The 16,392-nt window shown below is 72.5% G+C and carries 15 protein-coding genes; 11 read left to right on the top strand and 4 right to left on the bottom strand.

Annotation, left to right across the window (positions count from 1 at the left end):
* Positions 1 to 30: 30 nt before the first annotated feature.
* The gene (locus GQQ95_RS08260) at positions 31 to 2,646 is read right to left on the bottom strand and encodes a beta-glucosidase (RefSeq protein ID WP_246205294.1); all 2,616 of its coding nucleotides are present in this window, start codon (positions 2,644 to 2,646) and stop codon (positions 31 to 33) included.
* 221 nt (positions 2,647 to 2,867) lie between these two features.
* Between GQQ95_RS08260 and GQQ95_RS08265 the strand changes: the two genes are divergently transcribed.
* The 9 genes from GQQ95_RS08265 (at position 2,868) to fdxA (ending at position 12,048) form a co-directional block, all read left to right on the top strand.
* Complete coding sequence (locus GQQ95_RS08265; protein WP_170297014.1) at positions 2,868 to 3,497, top strand: TetR/AcrR family transcriptional regulator; 630 nt, start codon at positions 2,868 to 2,870, stop codon at positions 3,495 to 3,497.
* An 81-nt stretch (positions 3,498 to 3,578) separates the two neighbouring features.
* The gene (locus GQQ95_RS08270; protein WP_157427179.1) at positions 3,579 to 4,382 is read left to right on the top strand and encodes a sirohydrochlorin chelatase; all 804 of its coding nucleotides are present in this window, start codon (positions 3,579 to 3,581) and stop codon (positions 4,380 to 4,382) included.
* A 203-nt stretch (positions 4,383 to 4,585) separates the two neighbouring features.
* Entirely contained in the window at positions 4,586 to 6,334 is a 1,749-nt protein-coding gene (locus GQQ95_RS08275) for a nitrite/sulfite reductase (RefSeq protein ID WP_170297015.1), read from the top strand.
* Entirely contained in the window at positions 6,331 to 7,074 is a 744-nt protein-coding gene (locus tag GQQ95_RS08280) for a phosphoadenylyl-sulfate reductase (protein ID WP_157427181.1), read from the top strand. The genes GQQ95_RS08275 and GQQ95_RS08280 overlap by 4 nt, the downstream gene beginning before the upstream one ends.
* Positions 7,071 to 7,994: a sulfate adenylyltransferase subunit CysD gene (cysD, locus tag GQQ95_RS08285; protein ID WP_157427182.1), complete on the top strand. Its 924-nt coding sequence runs from the start codon at positions 7,071 to 7,073 to the stop codon at positions 7,992 to 7,994. Before GQQ95_RS08280 ends, cysD begins: the two co-directional genes overlap by 4 nt.
* On the top strand, positions 7,994 to 9,346 hold the full coding sequence (locus GQQ95_RS08290) for a sulfate adenylyltransferase subunit 1 (protein WP_157427183.1): 1,353 nt from the start codon (positions 7,994 to 7,996) through the stop codon (positions 9,344 to 9,346). The genes cysD and GQQ95_RS08290 overlap by 1 nt, the downstream gene beginning before the upstream one ends.
* Positions 9,347 to 9,443: 97 nt before the next feature.
* Positions 9,444 to 10,307 carry a uroporphyrinogen-III C-methyltransferase gene (gene cobA, locus GQQ95_RS08295; protein ID WP_157427184.1) on the top strand — a complete coding sequence of 288 codons (864 nt, stop codon included), beginning with the start codon at positions 9,444 to 9,446 and terminating at the stop codon, positions 10,305 to 10,307.
* The gene (locus tag GQQ95_RS08300; RefSeq protein ID WP_157427185.1) at positions 10,304 to 11,731 is read left to right on the top strand and encodes an FAD-dependent oxidoreductase; all 1,428 of its coding nucleotides are present in this window, start codon (positions 10,304 to 10,306) and stop codon (positions 11,729 to 11,731) included. The genes cobA and GQQ95_RS08300 overlap by 4 nt, the downstream gene beginning before the upstream one ends.
* Complete coding sequence (fdxA, locus tag GQQ95_RS08305) at positions 11,728 to 12,048, top strand: ferredoxin (protein ID WP_116081304.1); 321 nt, start codon at positions 11,728 to 11,730, stop codon at positions 12,046 to 12,048. Before GQQ95_RS08300 ends, fdxA begins: the two co-directional genes overlap by 4 nt.
* Before the next feature lie 342 nt (positions 12,049 to 12,390).
* Here the strand turns inward: fdxA and GQQ95_RS08310 are convergent, their stop codons facing one another.
* A complete protein-coding gene (locus GQQ95_RS08310) occupies positions 12,391 to 13,764 on the bottom strand; it encodes an aminotransferase-like domain-containing protein (protein ID WP_170297016.1) in 1,374 nt (457 codons plus the stop codon).
* 127 nt (positions 13,765 to 13,891) lie between these two features.
* Here GQQ95_RS08310 and GQQ95_RS08315 point away from each other — a divergent pair, with 127 nt between their 5' ends.
* Positions 13,892 to 14,545 carry a LysE family translocator gene (locus GQQ95_RS08315; protein WP_157427187.1) on the top strand — a complete coding sequence of 218 codons (654 nt, stop codon included), beginning with the start codon at positions 13,892 to 13,894 and terminating at the stop codon, positions 14,543 to 14,545.
* 34 nt (positions 14,546 to 14,579) lie between these two features.
* A complete protein-coding gene (locus GQQ95_RS08320) occupies positions 14,580 to 14,879 on the top strand; it encodes a hypothetical protein (RefSeq protein ID WP_157427188.1) in 300 nt (99 codons plus the stop codon).
* Positions 14,880 to 14,973: 94 nt separating this feature from the next.
* Here GQQ95_RS08320 and GQQ95_RS08325 read toward each other — a convergent pair whose 3' ends face one another.
* Positions 14,974 to 15,675 (bottom strand): hypothetical protein, encoded by a 702-nt coding sequence (locus tag GQQ95_RS08325; RefSeq protein WP_157427189.1) that lies wholly within the window; start codon positions 15,673 to 15,675, stop codon positions 14,974 to 14,976.
* The gene (locus tag GQQ95_RS08330; RefSeq protein WP_157427190.1) at positions 15,672 to 16,124 is read right to left on the bottom strand and encodes a hypothetical protein; all 453 of its coding nucleotides are present in this window, start codon (positions 16,122 to 16,124) and stop codon (positions 15,672 to 15,674) included. Before GQQ95_RS08330 ends, GQQ95_RS08325 begins: the two co-directional genes overlap by 4 nt.
* Positions 16,125 to 16,392: the final 268 nt, after the last annotated feature.

Genomic DNA, 16,392 nt, shown 5'->3' on the forward strand with positions numbered 1-16,392 from the left:
GTTCGTGCGTTGGTGGTGCGTTTGTGGTGCTCAGCCCCCGACCGCGTGGGCGGCCTCGAGGCGGAGATCTCTGGAGGACCGGCCGGCCTGCACGCGGTACATGCCGGCGGGAAGGGTCCAGGCCGCGGCATCCGTCGACCAGGTCTCGAAGGACCTGCGGGCGAGCGGGATGTCGATGGTCGAGGTGGCGCCGACGGTGACGTCGGCGACGGCGAATCCGGCGAGCCAGCGCACCGGGCGTTCGACGTCGTCGGTGGAGAGGTACACCTGCACGACCTCGCGGCCGTCGCGCGCGCCGGCGTTCTCGATGGTCACGCGGGCGATGACGAGGGCGTCGGGTGCCTCGTCGGATGCCGCGGCGACGAGTTCGATCCCGCGGTAGGCCCATTCGGTGTACCCGAGTCCGTACCCGAACTCGCGGGCGGGCACGAGACCGCGGCGATCCCAGCCGCGGTGGCCGACGTCGCGGCCCTCGGTGTAGTCGATGAGGCCGTCGACGGGGGTGCCGTTCGGCACCGGGACGTCCTCTTCGCGAGCGGGGAGGGTCCAGGGCAGGCGCCCGCTCGGTTCGATCGCGCCCGTGAGCACGGCGGCGAGCGAGGCTCCGGCCTCCTGGCCGGGCAGCCACCACCAGAGCACGGCGGCAACCTCGTCGAGCCACGGGAGGATGACGGGGGCGCCGGCGTTGACGACGACGACCGTGCGCGGGTTAACGGCGGCGACGCGACGCACGAGCTCGTTCTGCCGACCGGGCAGGGCCAGGGTCGGGCGGTCCCACCCCTCGGACTCGGTCTCGGGGTTCGTTCCGACGATCACGACCGCGAGGTCGGACCCGGCCGCGGCTGCGACCGCGAGCTCGATCTCCTCTTCGATGCTGAGGCCGGGCTCGAGGTAGCGGAAGTGCACGCGGACGAAGTGCCCGTAGGACTCGCCGTCGACGACCTGCGCGTCGATCTCGATGCGCACGGTGCGTGGCTCATCGGTCTCGATCCAGGTCTCGATGCGCTCGGGGTTGGCGTAACTGGAGTCGAGGATGACCTCGGCGCCGACCACGGCGTCGGACGTGCTGCGCTCGACGCCGTCGACCACGACACGGTGCGCGCCGACCGGCCCGAGGTCGATGAGGTGGCGGCCGGCCGTCTTCAGGTGCAGGTCGGTCGTGATGCGAACGGATGCCACGACGTCGCCGTCGATCGGGAACCAGAGCGATTCGCCGTCGAGGGCGATGTGCGAGCCGATCACGGCGCCGTCGCCGTCGAGGTGCTCGACGAGGACGCCCGGCCCGCCGGCCGGCGTCGAGAGCACCTCGGCCGGCGCGAGCGGGGCTCCGACCTTGGTGGAGCCGCCGCGGTGCAGGTCGACGGTCGCGCCGGGGAACGCGGCGCGGAGCGCTTCGAGCGGTTCGCTCACGTGCGGCGGCGTGACGAACGCGCTGCCCCCGCCCTGCGTGAACGGCTCGACGGCGTTGTGTCCGATGAGGGTGATGCGGCCGCCCAGCTCTTCGCTGACGGGGAGGAGGTCGGCGTCGTTTCGGAGCACGACGGTCGAGCGGGCGGCCGCATCGGTCAGGAGGGCGACGATCTCGTCGCCGGCGGGGTCGGCGGTGGCGCCGGTGGGGTCGAACGGGAGGGTGTCGCCGGCGATGCCGCTGAGGGCGCCGACGCGGCCGGCGAGGCGCACGATACGGGCGACCTTGTCGTCGATGACCTGCTCGGGCACGAGTCCAGACTCGACGGCGGCGAGGAGGCCCTCGGCCCAAGGGCCGCCGGGGCCGGGCATGACGAGGTCGAGGCCGGCGAGGGCGGGCTCGACGGCGGTCTTGGTGGCCAGCCAGTCGCTGATCACGATGCCGTCGAACTGCCACTCGCCCTTGAGGATGCCGGACAGCAATGGCTCGTGCGCCGTGGAGGTCGCGTCGACGCCGTCGCGGGTGAGGCCGTTGTAGGCGGCCATGATCGTCCAGACGCCGGCGTCGACGACAGCTTCGAACGGCGCGAGGTAGACCTCGCGCAGCGTCTGCTCGTCGATGCGGGAGAGGTAGTTGGTGCGATCGGTCTCGGTCTCGTTGCCGACGAAGTGCTTCACGCACGCGGCGATGCCCTGCGCCTGGATGGCGTCGACGAACGACACCGCGAGGCGGGCGGTGAGCAGCGGGTCCTCGGAGAGGCACTCGAAGTGCCGCCCGCCGACCGGGCTGCGCTGCAGGTTCACGACCGGCGCCAGGATGACGTCGACCCCCTTGCGCCGGGCCTCGGCAGCCATGAGCGTGCCGAGTCGCTCCTGCAGGTCGACGTCCCACGTGGCGGCGGTCGCCGAGGGGGCGGGGAGCTGCGCCGACGGGAGGCCGTCCTCGCCGGTGCCGCGGACGCCGATGGGACCGTCGGAGACGGTCATGGTGCGCATGCCGATCTCGGCGATCTCGCGCAGGGTCCACGTGGCGGCGCCGGTGAGCAGCGCGACCTTCTCGTCGAGCGGCAGGGATGCGGCGAGCGCGATGGCCTCGGCGGTGACATCCGCTGCGGGGGCCGTCGTCGCGGTGGCGGTGGTTCCGGCCGTTGCGTCGAGCGCCGAGGTCGTGCCGACGGTGTCGGCTGCGGGCTTCTCGTTCGAGTCGAGTGCACCGCGGGCGGTCGAGATTGTGGTCACGCCGGAACTCCATCCATATGCTCGTCGTTGAGTGACGTTGGATATCGTGACACACTTACTGACTAGTAAGTAAGTTAAAGACATCACGGTTCGATAACGGGCCCAGGTCGACCCGAGAACGCTCGGCGAACCGGTGTTGGACTCGACATGCGAGTCGGTACGCGGCATCCTGCACTGAGCGGATGCCCCGGGTCGGCGTCGCCCAAGGAAGGAACATCGTGGTGGATACGACGCAGGCGACGAAGCCGGCGGCCGAGCGGGTGCAACGCCCGCAGGCCCGCACGACGGAGCGTCGCGAGGCGGTGCTGAAGGCCGCCATGAACGTCTTCGGCGCGCGCGGCTACAACAAGGGCGCGCTCGTCGAGGTCGCCGAGCAGGCCGGCATGACGCACGCGGGCGTGCTGCACCACTTCGGGTCCAAGGAGGGCCTGCTCGTCGCGATGCTGAAGTACCGGGACGGTGAGGAGGTCGCGGGCATCCCCGAGCGGGCACAGGTCGAGGGCCCGGCATTCCTGCAGCACCTGATCGACACGGTCGAGGAGAACACGCACCGTCGAGGCGTAGTGCAGGCGTACTCCGTGCTCTCCGGCGAATCGGTGACCGACGGCCACCCCGCGCACGACTACTTCCAGGGCCGCACCGAGGGCCTCCGGTCGAAGATCGCCGGGGTCCTCGGCGAGGTCTCCGGCAACACCGACGAGCAGGAGCTGCGCGACTCCGCCTCCGGCCTCATCGCGATCATGGACGGCCTGCAGGTGCAGTGGCTTCTCGACCCGGGTGCCATCGACATGCCGCGACTGGTCGCGCGCACGGTCGACGAGATCGTCGAACGGCTGCGCTCGGCCGCCTGAGCGCCGCGACCCGACCCCGTCGAGCGGATGCCGCGAGCCGGCGTCTCATCGATGGAACACGAGATGTGCGAGCATGGCCGCATGCCCGAACGCCCTCCCGCACTCGTCGCCATCTCGCACGGGACGAGCTCGGCGGAGGGTCGTTCCGCGGTCCGCGGGCTCAGCGACGCGGTGGGTGCCGCGCTCGAGCAGCGCGCCTCGAGCAGGGCCGGCTCCGCGGCATCCGTTCCCGAGACCGCGCCGCCTTCGCTGCGACTCGGGCACGTCGACGTCGAGCAGCCCGACGTGCCGGCCTCGCTCGCGTCGCTCGACGACGGCGAGCCCGCGGTCGTCGTGCCGCTGCTGCTCTCGGCGGGGTACCACGTGCACGTCGACCTGACCGAGGCGGTCGAGGCCGAGACGGCTCGACCGGTCGTGCTCGGGGGCGCCCTCGGGCCCGACGACCGGCTCGTCACCGTGCTCCTGCGCCGCCTCCGGGAGGCGGGCCTCCGCGACGACGACCGGATCGTGCTCGCCGTCGCCGGGTCGAGCGACCGCCGCGCGGTCGACGACTGCCACGACATGACCGCACGCCTGGCCGCGGCATCCGGCCGTGAGGTGGGGGTGGGCTTCCTCTCCGCCGCCGAGCCCGCCCTGCCCGCCGCGGTCGCCGCCGCACGGGCCGCGGCGGCGGGCGCGACGTCCGACGGCGACGGCGACGGCGCCGCACCGCGCGTGATCATCGCCAACTACCTGCTCGCGCCCGGGTACTTCGACGACCTCGCGCGGGCCGCCGGCGCCGACGTCACGGCCGAGCCCCTCCTGGTGCCGGATGCCCCGGCTCCCGCCGAACTCGTCGACATCGTGCTCGACCGCTACGACGCGGCATCCGCCGTCCGCGACTGACGGGGCATTCGCTACCGCGCCCCCTCGCGGGCTGCACGAGCACTCGGAGCGCCGCGGCACAAGCCCCCGGGGCCATCTGTGACGCAATGCGACACGGCGTGACCGGACGTGACGCGCTCGCCTGTCGCGCTCCGGTCGGCTCGCCTAGCTTCGAACGCACGGCAGATTCGCGCACCCTGCGCCGCCGACGGAAGGAGGAGCCGGTGACGACCCCGACGACGACCGACACGACCGCACCGGTCGCGGCCACGGAGCGCCCCGCCCGCCGCGTCGCCGGCCCGCGCCCCTCGACCCGTCCGAACGGCCAGTGGAAGGTCGACGGCACCGCCCCGCTCAACGGCAACGAGGAGTGGAAGCAGGTCGACAACGGCCTGAGCGTGCGCGGCCGCATCGAGGACGTGTACTCCAAGGGCGGCTTCGCCTCAATCGACCCGACCGACCTGCACGGGCGCTTCCGCGTCTGGGGCCTCTACACGCAGCGCAAGCCGGGCATCGACGGCGGCCGCACCGCGACCCTCGAGCCGCATGAGCTCGAGGACGAGTACTTCATGCTGCGGGTGCGCATCGACGGCGGCCAGCTCACGACCGAGCAGCTTCGCGTGATCGCCGACATCTCGATCGACTTCGGGCGCGACACGGCCGACCTCACCGACCGCCAGAACGTGCAGCTGCACTGGATCCGCGTCGAGGACGTGCCCGAGATCTGGCGGCGCCTCGAGGCCGTCGGCCTCGGCACGACCGAGGCCTGCGGCGACGTGCCGCGCGTCGTGCTCGGCTCCCCGGTCGCGGGCATCGCCGCCGACGAGCTCATCGACCCGACCGCGCAGATCGACGAGATCACGAGTCGGTTCATCGGCGACGAGACGCTCGCGAACCTGCCGCGCAAGTTCAAGACCGCGATCACCGGGCACCCCAGCCAAGACGTCGTGCACGAGATCAACGACGTCGCCTTCGTCGCGGTCGAGCACCCCGAGCTCGGCATCGGCTACGACCTCTGGGTCGGCGGCGGCCTCTCGACCGCCCCGCGGCTCGCCGAGCGGCTCGGCGTCTTCGTCGCACCCGAGCGCGTGGCCGACGCCTGGCACGGGGTCGCGCAGATCTTCCGCGACTATGGCTACCGGCGGCTCCGCAACAAGGCGCGCCTCAAGTTCCTGCTCGCCGACTGGGGCACCGAGAAGTTCCGCCAGGTGCTCGAGACCGAGTACCTCGAAGCCCCGCTGCCCGACGGCCCGCCGGCACCCCAGCCGCTCGCCCACGGCGACCACGTCGGCGTGCACCGCCAGAAGGACGGCCGCTTCTACGTGGGCGTCACGCCGATCGTCGGCCGCGTCTCGGGCCCGACCCTCGCCCGGCTCGCCGAGCTCATCGAGGCGCACGGGTCCTCGCGCCTCCGCACGACGCCGCACCAGAAGCTCGTCATCCTCGACATCCCCGAAGATCGGGTCGAGTCGCTCATCACGGACCTCGACGAGCTCGGCCTCTCGGCCCGCCCGAGCCTCATCCGCCGCGGCACCATCGCGTGCACGGGCATCGAGTTCTGCAAGCTCGCGATCGTCGAGACCAAGGCGTTCGCCACGGCCGCCGTGCTCGACCTCGAGCGCACGCTCGACGGGTTCGACCTGCCGCACCCGATCAGCCTGCACGTCAACGGCTGCCCGAACTCGTGCGCGCGCATCCAGACGGCCGACATCGGCCTCAAGGGCCAGCTCGTCATGAACGACGCCGGCGAGCAGGTCCCGGGCTACCAGGTGCACCTCGGCGGCGGCCTGGCGAGCGCCGACCGCGACGAGGCCGGCCTCGGCCGCACCGTGCGCGGACTCAAGGTCGAGGCCGACGGCATCGCCGAGTACGTCGAGCGGGTCGTCAAGCGGTTCCTCGACGACCGCGATGCCGTGAGCGACGAGACCTTCGCCGAATGGGCGCACCGCGCCGACGAGGAGGTGCTCCGATGAGCGTCTCCCTCGCCCCGCGCGCGACCGCCCTGCGCAGCCACGACGAGCTGCGCGCCCTGGCCGAGGCGGGCGACGCCGAACTCCGCAGCCTGGCGGCCGACGAGGCATCCGCCTACGAGGTCATCGCCTGGGTCGCCCGCAACTTCTCAGCGGATGCCGCGGCCGTCGCCTGCTCGATGGCCGACGCCGTGCTCCCGCACGTCGTCGCGCAGTCGCTGCCCGGCGTCGACGTGCTCTTCCTCGACACCGGCTACCACTTCGCCAAGACCTACGAGACGCGCGACCGGGTCGCGTCCGCGCTCGACGTGCGCGTGGTCGACGTGCTGCCCGAGCTCACCGTCGCCCAGCAGAACGCGAAGTACGGGCTCGACCTGTTCGCGCGCGACGCCGCCGAGTGCTGCGCGATGCGCAAGGTCGCGCCCCTGCACGAGGCGCTCACGGGCTACGAGCTCTGGTTCACGGGCGTGCGCCGCGACGAGGCGCCCACCCGCACGAACACGCCGCTCGTCACGTTCGACGAGCGCAACCGCCTCGTCAAGGTCAACCCGCTCGCGGCGTGGAGCTTCGACGACCTCATCGACTACTCGAGCGCCTTCGGCGTGCCCGTGAACGACCTGCTGACCCAGGGCTACCCGTCGATCGGGTGCGAGCCCTGCACCCGCAAGGTCGCCGAGGGCGAAGACCCCAGGGCCGGCCGCTGGGCGGGCCTCGACAAGACGGAATGCGGGTTGCACGTATGAGCGCCACCGAAACCCTCACGGTCGAGACGGGCATCGACACGCTCGACGCCCTCGAGGCCGAGGCCATCCACATCATCCGCGAGGTCGTCGCCGAGTTCGAGCGCCCCGTGCTGCTCTTCTCGGGCGGCAAGGACTCCGTGCTCGTGCTGCACCTGGCGACGAAGGCGTTCTGGCCGGGGCGGGTGCCCTTCCCCGTGCTGCACGTGGACACCGGGCACAACTTCCCCGAGGTCATCGAGTTCCGAGACCGCACGGTCGAACGGCTCGGACTCCGCCTCGAGGTGGCATCCGTGCAGGACTACCTCGACGACGGCCGCCTGCAGGAGCGCGCCGACGGCACCCGCAACCCGCTGCAGACCCAGCCGCTGCTCGACGCGATCACCGCGGGGAGGCATGACGCCGTGTTCGGCGGCGCCCGCCGCGACGAGGACAAGGCGCGCGCCAAGGAGCGCATCCTGAGCCTGCGCGACGAGTTCGGCCAGTGGGACCCCCGCAACCAGCGCCCCGAGCTCTGGGACCTCTACAACGGCCGCCACACGGTGGGCCAGCACGTGCGCGCGTTCCCGATCTCGAACTGGACCGAGCTCGACGTGTGGAGCTACATCGAGCGCGAGGGCATCGAGCTGCCGCCGCTCTACTACGCGCACGAGCGCGAGGTCTACCGCCGCGACGGCATGTGGCGCGCGATCTCCGACGTGTCGCCCGCCAAGCCCGGCGAGGCGATCGAGGTGCGCACGGTGCGCTACCGCACGGTCGGCGACATGAGCTGCACGGGCGCGGTCGAGTCAGACGCGGCATCCGTCGCCGACGTGGTGCGCGAGGTCGCGACCTCGACGCTGACCGAGCGCGGCGCGACCCGGGCCGACGACCGCATCTCCGAGGCGGCCATGGAGGATCGCAAGAAGGACGGGTACTTCTGATGGGCGCACTGCTCCGCTTCGCCACGGCCGGCTCGGTCGACGACGGCAAGTCGACGCTCGTCGGCCGCCTGCTGCACGACTCGAAGGCGATCCTCGCCGACCAGCTCGAGGCCGTGACCCGCACCTCGGCCGAGCGCGGCTTCGGCGGCGAGCCGGGCGCGATCGACTTCGCGCTGCTCACCGACGGCCTGCGCGCCGAGCGCGAGCAGGGCATCACGATCGACGTCGCGTACCGCTACTTCTCGACGGGGCGGCGCTCGTTCATCCTCGCCGACTGCCCCGGCCACGTGCAGTACACGCGCAACATGGTCACGGGCGCGACCACGGCCGACGCGGTCGTGGTGCTCGTCGACGCGCGCAACGGGGTGCTCGAGCAGACGCGCCGCCACCTCGCGGTCGTCGCGCTGCTCCGGGTGCCGCACGTGATCATCGCCGTCAACAAGATCGACCTGCTCGGCTACTCGCAGCAGGCCTACGACACGGTGGCAGCGGATGTCGCCGCGCTCGCGCGCGAACTCGGCCTCGCCGACACCCACGTCATCCCGGTGTCGGCGCTCGCCGGCGACAACATCGTCGACCGCTCGGCGAACACGCCCTGGTACGACGGCCCGAGCCTGCTCGAACTGCTCGAGACGCTGCCCTCGCTCGACGAGCTCGAGTCCGAGCTCGAGGCGCTGCGGTTCCCGGTGCAGCTGGTCATCCGCCCGCAGGGCGCCCTCGCGCACGACGTCGACGACGCCGAGTCGTTCCGCGACTACCGGGCGTTCGCCGGGCGCATCTCCTCCGGCACGGTGCGGGTCGGCGACCGGGTCCAGGTCTTCCCGGGCGGCGCGACGACGACCGTGACGGGCATCGACGCGGGATCGGACTCGGTCGACGAGGCATCCGCCCCCCGCTCGGTGTCGCTGCGGCTCGCGGACCAGCTCGATGCCGCCCGTGGTGCCGTCATCGTGGCCGAGGGCGCACTGCCCGAGCCCCGACGCGAGCTCGACGCCGCCGTCTTCTGGCTCGGCGCGCAGCCGCTCAGGCCCGGCGCCCGCGTGCTCGTCAAGTCGGGCACGAGCACCGTGCAGGCCCTCGTCTCCGACATCGTCGGCCGTCGCGACCTCGACACGCTGGCACTCGAACCCGCCGCCGCCCTCGAGGTCAACGACATCGGCCAGGTGCGCGTGCGCCTCGCCACCGAGCTGCCGATCGAGGAGTACGCGACCCACCGACGGGCGGGCGCGTTCCTCGTGATCGACCCGCAGTCGGGCTACACCCTGGCCGCCGGCATCGTGACCGCGCCCGTCGAGGCGTCCGCCGAGGAGCGCGCCGCGACCGCGGCCGCCGCCGGCTGGGTGTCCGTATGACCGCGGCGAACCGCTCGCGCGCCGTCGTCGGCCTCGTGGGCGGGCTCGTGCTCGCGACCGCGATCGTGGTCGCGGCCGTCGTCGCGGGGGGCCTCGCGTGAGCGCGAACCTCACGGCGCACGTCGCCGCCGATGCCACGCGCCCCTCGACGGGACACGTGACCCTCGTCGGCGCCGGGCCGGGTGATGCCGGACTGCTCACGATCAAGGGGCTGCGCGCGCTCGAGGCCGCCGACGTCATCGTCGCCGACCGGCTGGGCGCCCGCTCCGTGCTCGACGGACTCGCGGCCGAGGGCGTCCACCTCGCGGCTGAGATCGTCGACGTCGGCAAGCTGCCCGGCCACCACGCCGTGCCGCAGGACGCCATCAACGCACTGCTCGTGACGCTGGCCCGCGACGGCAAGCGCGTCGTGCGGCTCAAGGGCGGCGACCCGTTCATCTTCGGCCGCGGCGGCGAGGAGGTCGCCTCCTGCCAGGAGGCGGGCGTGGCCGTCGAGGTCGTGCCCGGCATCACGAGCGCGATCTCCGTGCCGGCCATCGCCGGCATCCCCCTCACGCACCGCGGCCTCGCGACCACGTTCACCGTCGTCACGGGGCACGACCAGATCCAAGCCCTCGGCGGTGGCCGCGACCACACGGTCGTGCTGCTCATGGGCGTCGGCACGCTCGCGAACTCCGCGATCACGCTCTCCCGCGGCGAGCGCGGCGGCACCTGCCCGGTCGCGATCATCGAAGACGGCTACGGCTCAGGTCAGCGTGTCACAGTGGGTACGCTCGACACGATCGCACTGCAGGCGGCACGCCGCGGCATCCGCTCGCCTGCGGTGGTCGTCGTCGGCGACGTGGTGACCCTGAGCCCCTACGCTCCCGAAGCCATCACGACCGCGACAGGTGCGCCAGCCGCGATTCCCTCACCCGAGGCACTGCCCGCCTCAGCAGACCGAAAGACCACGCAGCCATGACCCTCTCCCTCCGCGTCGCGATCATCGGCGCCGGCCCGGCCGGCATCTACGCCGGCAACATCCTGAACCGCCAGGTCACCGAGGCCGGCGGCGAGGTCTCGATCGACCTGTACGAGACGCTTCCGGCGCCCTACGGCCTGATCCGGTACGGCGTTGCGCCCGACCACCCCCGCATCAAGGGCATCGTCAACTCGCTGCACGAGATGCTCGACGCGGGCACCATCCGGTTCATCGGCAACGTCGAGGTCGGCCGCGACGTGACCGTCGCCGAGCTGCGCGAGCGCTACGACGCCGTCATCTTCGCCACCGGCGCCCTGAAGGACGCCCCGCTGGACATCCCCGGCATCGACCTGCCCGGCTCCTACGGCGCGGCCGACTTCGTCGCCTGGTACGACGGCCACCCCGACGTGCCGCGCACCTGGCCGCTCGAGGCGCAGACGATCGCGGTCATCGGCAACGGCAACGTCGCCCTCGACGTCGCCCGCGTGCTCGCGAAGCACCCCAAGGACCTGCTGTCGACGGATGTCCCGGCCAACGTCGTCGAGGGCCTCGAGGCCTCGCCCGTGACCGACGTGCACGTCTTCGGCCGTCGCGGCCCCGGCCACGTGAAGTTCACGCCGATCGAGCTGCGCGAGCTCGGCGAGGTCCCCGACGTCGACGTCATCGTCAACGACGCCGACTTCGAGCGCGCGGCGAACGACCCGCACGCCGAGCAGCTGTTCGCGTCGAACAACCAGGTCAAGGTCATGACCCGCACGCTCAACGGATGGCGCAAGCCCGCCGACCACGAGTACACGGCCTCGCGTCGCCTCCACCTGCACTTCCTGCACGCGCCGGTCGAGGTGCTCGGCACCGACGCCGTCGAGGCCGTGCGCTTCGAGCTCACCCGGCCGGTCGGCGACGGCTCGGTCGCGGGCACCGGTGAGTTCGTCGACGTGCCCGTGCAGGCCGTCTACCGTGCGGTCGGCTACGCGAGCTCGCCCGTCGCCGACGTGCCGTTCGACGAGCAGCGCGCCGTGATCCCCAACGCCGGCGGGCGCGTCACCGACGCCTCGGGCGAGCACCTGCCCGGCGTCTACGCGACCGGCTGGATCAAGCGCGGCCCCGTCGGCCTCATCGGCCACACCAAGGGCGACGCGCTCGAGACCATCACGAACCTCGTGGAAGACGCGACGTCGGGCTCGCTGCCCGCGCTGCTCGTCGACCCCGCCGACGGTGAAGAGGTCTTCGAGCTGCTCGAGTCGCGCGGCGTGCACTACACGACGTGGAGCGGATGGCTCGCGCTCGACGCGCACGAGCGCTCGCTCGGCGAGGCGTTCGAACCGCACGAGGTCTACGGCGAGATCGTGCGCGAGCGCGTCAAGGTCGTGCCCCGCGACGAGCAGGTCGGCATCTCGCGCGACGGGTCGCTGGTCGTCTCGTGACCTACGTCATCGCGCTGCCCTGCGTCGACGTCAAGGACCGTGCCTGCATCGACGAGTGCCCGGTCGACTGCATCTACGAGGGTGAGCGCTCGCTCTACATCCACCCCGACGAATGCGTCGACTGCGGCGCCTGCGAACCCGTCTGCCCCGTCGAGGCCATCTACTACGAGGACGACCTCCCCGACGAATGGGCCGACTACTACAAGGCCAACGTCGAGTTCTTCGACGACCTCGGCTCGCCCGGCGGCGCCGCCAAGGTCGGCGTCATCGCCAAGGACCACCCCGTCATAGCCGTGCTGCCCCCACAGGCGCACTGAGTCCTCGTCGCGGCGGCCCCCACAGGCGCACTGAGCGGGTCGGCGCGGCGGCGGCAGGGGCACTGAGCGGGTCGGCGCGGCGGGGAGCGGCATCTGCCCACCGCGGGTGAGCCGCGGCATCCGCTCGTCGGGCGTGAGCCGCGGCATCCGCCCGTCGTCCGGTCGCGCCCGCCTCTCGTTTCCCGTCCCCGTCCGCCTCTCGCCCCACTGATCCGGCCCGAGAACAGGCAGACTCGCCGACCGACGCGCGAGGACAGGCAGCCATGCGGCGCGCCACCGCAGACTTCCTGTTCTCGGGGACGAATGCGACCCGACGTCGGGCGGCGGCCGAGGCGGCGAACGTCAGGCGGCGGACGCAGCGCCCATCAGGCCGTGCACGATCGCCAGCCCCCGCGACAGGTCCGCGATCGTCGGCCCGCCGAGGCTGAGACGCACGCCGCCGGCCCGCTGCGACGGGTCGGCCAGCATCGAGTCGGGATCGGCGACCAGCACACCCGCGCCCTGCGCCGCGGCCGCGAGCCGGCGGGCGCGCTCGGGCGGCATCGGCAGGAACACGTGGTAGCCCGTCCTTGGGGCGAGGAACAGCGCCTGCCCGAACTGCTCCCGGGCCATCGTCGTGCGCCGCGCGCCCTCGTCCCTGATCGAGGTGCGCACCGTGGAGGCGATGCCCGCGCTCACGAGCTCGTCGAGCAGCACGCAGATCAGCGGGGAGACGGGCAGGCCCAATGACCGCACCGCCTCGGCGACGCGTGGGCGGAAGGCGCACGGCGGCTTGATCATGCCGAGCCGGATCGCCGGGCTCAGCGCCTTCGATGCGCTGCTGACGAGGAACGTGCGCTCGGGGGCGAGCGAGACCAGCGCCGGAGCGACCCGCTCCTCGGAGAGCGCGTAGACATCGTCCTCGATGATGAACGCGTCGTGCCGGCGGGCGACCTTCACGAGTTCGCGCCGCCGCGCGGCGCACATCCTCGCACCGGTGGGGTTGTGCAGGGTCGGCGTCACGTAGACGACGGGACGGATGCCGCCGCCGCGCGTGCGCGCGTCGCGGGCGAGCATGCGGTCGAGCAGGTCCGGGCGCAGCCCCTGCCGGTCGATCGGGACGCCGTGCACCGGGTGCCCGGCGAGGCGTGCGTAGCTCAACGCGCCGTGGAAGGTGACCTCCTCGGTGTAGACGGGCACGGGGCGACCCGGCTGCCCCACCGCCATGAGCACGGCGGCGATGCCCTGCTGGGCGCCGTGTGCGAGCACGAGCTCCTCGGCCGGCAGTTCCAGCCCGGTGGACGCCAGCCAGGCGGCGGCCGTGCGGCGGTACTCGAGTCGGCCCCCGGGCGGACCGCACGCGGAGAGCACCTCGGCGTCGACGCGACCGGCGCTCGAGGCCAATGCCTCGGCGATCACGCGGTCGGACAACATGCGCGGCGGCATGTTCATGGCGAGGTCGACGCTGCCGGACGCCGGCTCGGAGCGGTAGCTGACGAACATGCCGCGCCCGTGGGTGCCGCGCACGAGGCCGCGCAGCGCGAGCTCCGCGTACGCCTTCGACACGGTTCCCAACGCGACGCCGAGCTGCTCGGCCAGTGCCCGGTGCGCGGGCAGGCGCTCACCCTCGGCGACGACCCCGTCGAGGATGTCCTCGGCGAGCGCGGAGACGAGCCGCTCGGAGGCCGGCGCAGCGGCATCCGAGAGCCGTGGGGTCCAGCCCGACGAGACGCGCATCGTTCCTCCAAGGGCGTCCGAAGTGTCGTGTGACACTTTGGTCGAATTGTCGCGAGTGTACCAACGTGGACGAACGCGCGGCAGGGCGGCATCCGCTCCTCCAGGCCGTGCCGTCGAAGGAGGACATATGCCGGTGGACGCAGCGGCAGCACTCGGGATCGCCGTCGTGGCGCTCGCGATGGTGCTCACGCCGGGGCCGAACATGATCTACCTCGTCTCCCGGAGCCTGTCGCAGGGTTCGGTCGCCGGGCTCGTCTCGCTCGTCGGGACCGCCCTCGGCTTCCTCGTCTACATGACGATGGCCAACCTCGGACTCGCGGCCGTCTTCGTCGTCGTGCCATGGCTGTACACCGCGCTCAAGGTCGCCGGGGCGATCTACCTGCTGTACCTCGCGTATCGAGCGGTCGCGAGCGGCGGCACCGGCCTGTTCGAGGTGCGCGACCTCGCGAGCGACTCCAAGGCGCGCCTGTTCTCGATGGGGCTCGTCACGAACCTCCTGAATCCGAAGGCGGCGATCATGTACGTCGCGCTCATCCCGCAGTTCATCGATCCGGCCCGCGGCGACGTCGTCGCGCAGGGCTTCATCCTCGGCGGCGTCCAGATCGCGGTCAGCCTCTGCGTCAACGCGCTGATCATCCTCGGCGCCGGGGCGGTCGCCGCCTTCCTGCGTCGACGACCGCGCTGGCTCGTGTGGCAGCGCCGCGCGACCGCCGCGCTCCTGGCGGGCGTCGGCGTCGCCCTGCTCATCGAGGCGCCTGCGCCCGCCACCGCCGCGCCATGAGCGCACACCCCATCCCGACGGAAGGATCACCGAGATGACGACCTGCGACTCCCCCGCCCCCACCGCGGCCGCCGCGCCGCTCCGTGCCGTGCAGGCCTGCGCCGCACAGGCCTGCGCCGAGCTGGTCGCGCGACTTCCGACTCCGGACGCACGAACCCGCACCGGCCACCTCGCCTCCGCGTGGGCCGTTGCGGTCGCCTGGACTCGAGGGCTGCGGATGCCCCAAGCCGAGCTGATGCCGCGAGCCGGCGTTCCACGCGCCGCCCGCCCCGATCCGGTCGACGCCCGCGAGGCGGTCTCGCACTACCTCTCGATGCACTGGGTCAACCGCTGACGCCGCTCGAACCCCCGTCGAGCGGCTCAGCCATGCGAGGCAGCCGGACCCGCCGCCGCCGCGCGCGCGGCATCCGGGCTCGAGCGATCGAGAGTCACTCCACCTGCAGGAACCTCTCCGGGAGGCAGCGGACCCGGCTGGGGATGAGCCGGGCGAGCAGTCCGATCGCACCCACGGCGAGCGCGAGGGCCGCGCCGAGGGCCACAGCCGGAGGCATGAGGACGGCCCGTTCCGAGAGCATGGCCACGGCCGTGCCCGACACGACGAGGATGCCTGCCTGGCGGATCTGCACCACGCCGTGCGAGGCGTTGTCGACCCGGCGCTCACGCGGCGCACGCCGATCCCAAGTCGACGCGGCGAGGGAGCACACGAGCAGCCCCACCGCCATTCCAGCGGCGATCGGCGCCACGGCGGTGGGCCCGGCCTCGACGCCGACCTTCGGTACGAACACCGCACAGGCACCGGCGAAGACCAGCACCTCGAAGGCGACGGCGGCGGCGGACCAGGCGGCGGGGTCGTCACGACCGGCATCCTGGCGCCCGCGAGCCACGTGGGCCCAGGCGTCCGCGCGGCAACGACGCTCGACGTAGGCGATCGTCGAGACGCCGAGCACCGGTCCCACCACGGGGGTGACGAGGTTGTCGCTCACGACCCACAGCAGCATTATTGCGGCGAGGGAGACCGCCGGAGACGTCAGGGCGCGGAGCGCGGCTGCCCACCGGTACACCGGCCGCGCGGCCCGCAGGTCGAGCGGATGCTGGAGAGTCGGATCGCCCGCCCCGGCTGCCGGGCTCACCGTGCCTCCGACGTGAACGCGTCGCGCACCTTCGAGGCGCCGCGGGCGATCTCGTAGATCTTCTGCCGGGAGATGCCGAGCTCGGACGCGACCTCCACGGCGCTGCGCTCCTCGAGGAGCTCGTCGACGGCCAGCGATCGCACGGATGCCGCGCGGCTCGTGAGGTACGACGCGTACGCCGCCACCTCGCTCGCGAGCAGCGCCGCCGCCGCCGCGCCACCATGCGCGACCGCCCAGTCGGCACGGCCCGAGGTCGCGTCGGCGAAGATCCGGTCACCGCCGTCGTCGAGCGCCGCGACGACCGAGTCGGCAGTGACGTCATGGTCGATGAAGCGCTGGCGGACGACCGCGATGACCTCGGGGTCGCCTCGGTGGGCGAGCACCTCGCCCCAGGCCGCCGTGCCCCCCGGCCGCTGCGAGAGGACCCCGAGCCGTCCGATTCCAGTCACGGTCCGCATCTCCCCCTCCCGGAGTCTCCATCCGGATGTGCACGAGCCGCCTCGACCACTTGACGAGGGCGGCAACGGTTTGGCAGGGTGTCACCCCAGGGTTTACAACTGAGGAGGACCTGTGCACGAGCAACCCGGCAGCGAACCGTGGGCACCGCGCCCGATCGAGCCCGCTTCGACCTCGAAGCCCTCCGGTCCCACTGTAACCCGCAGGACCGACCGGCTGACAGCCACTGGACACCGACCGACTGCAGCGGTTGGAGCGGCA

This window comes from Agromyces salentinus, assembly GCF_009749395.1.
Taxonomy (GTDB): Bacteria; Actinomycetota; Actinomycetes; order Actinomycetales; family Microbacteriaceae; genus Agromyces; species Agromyces salentinus.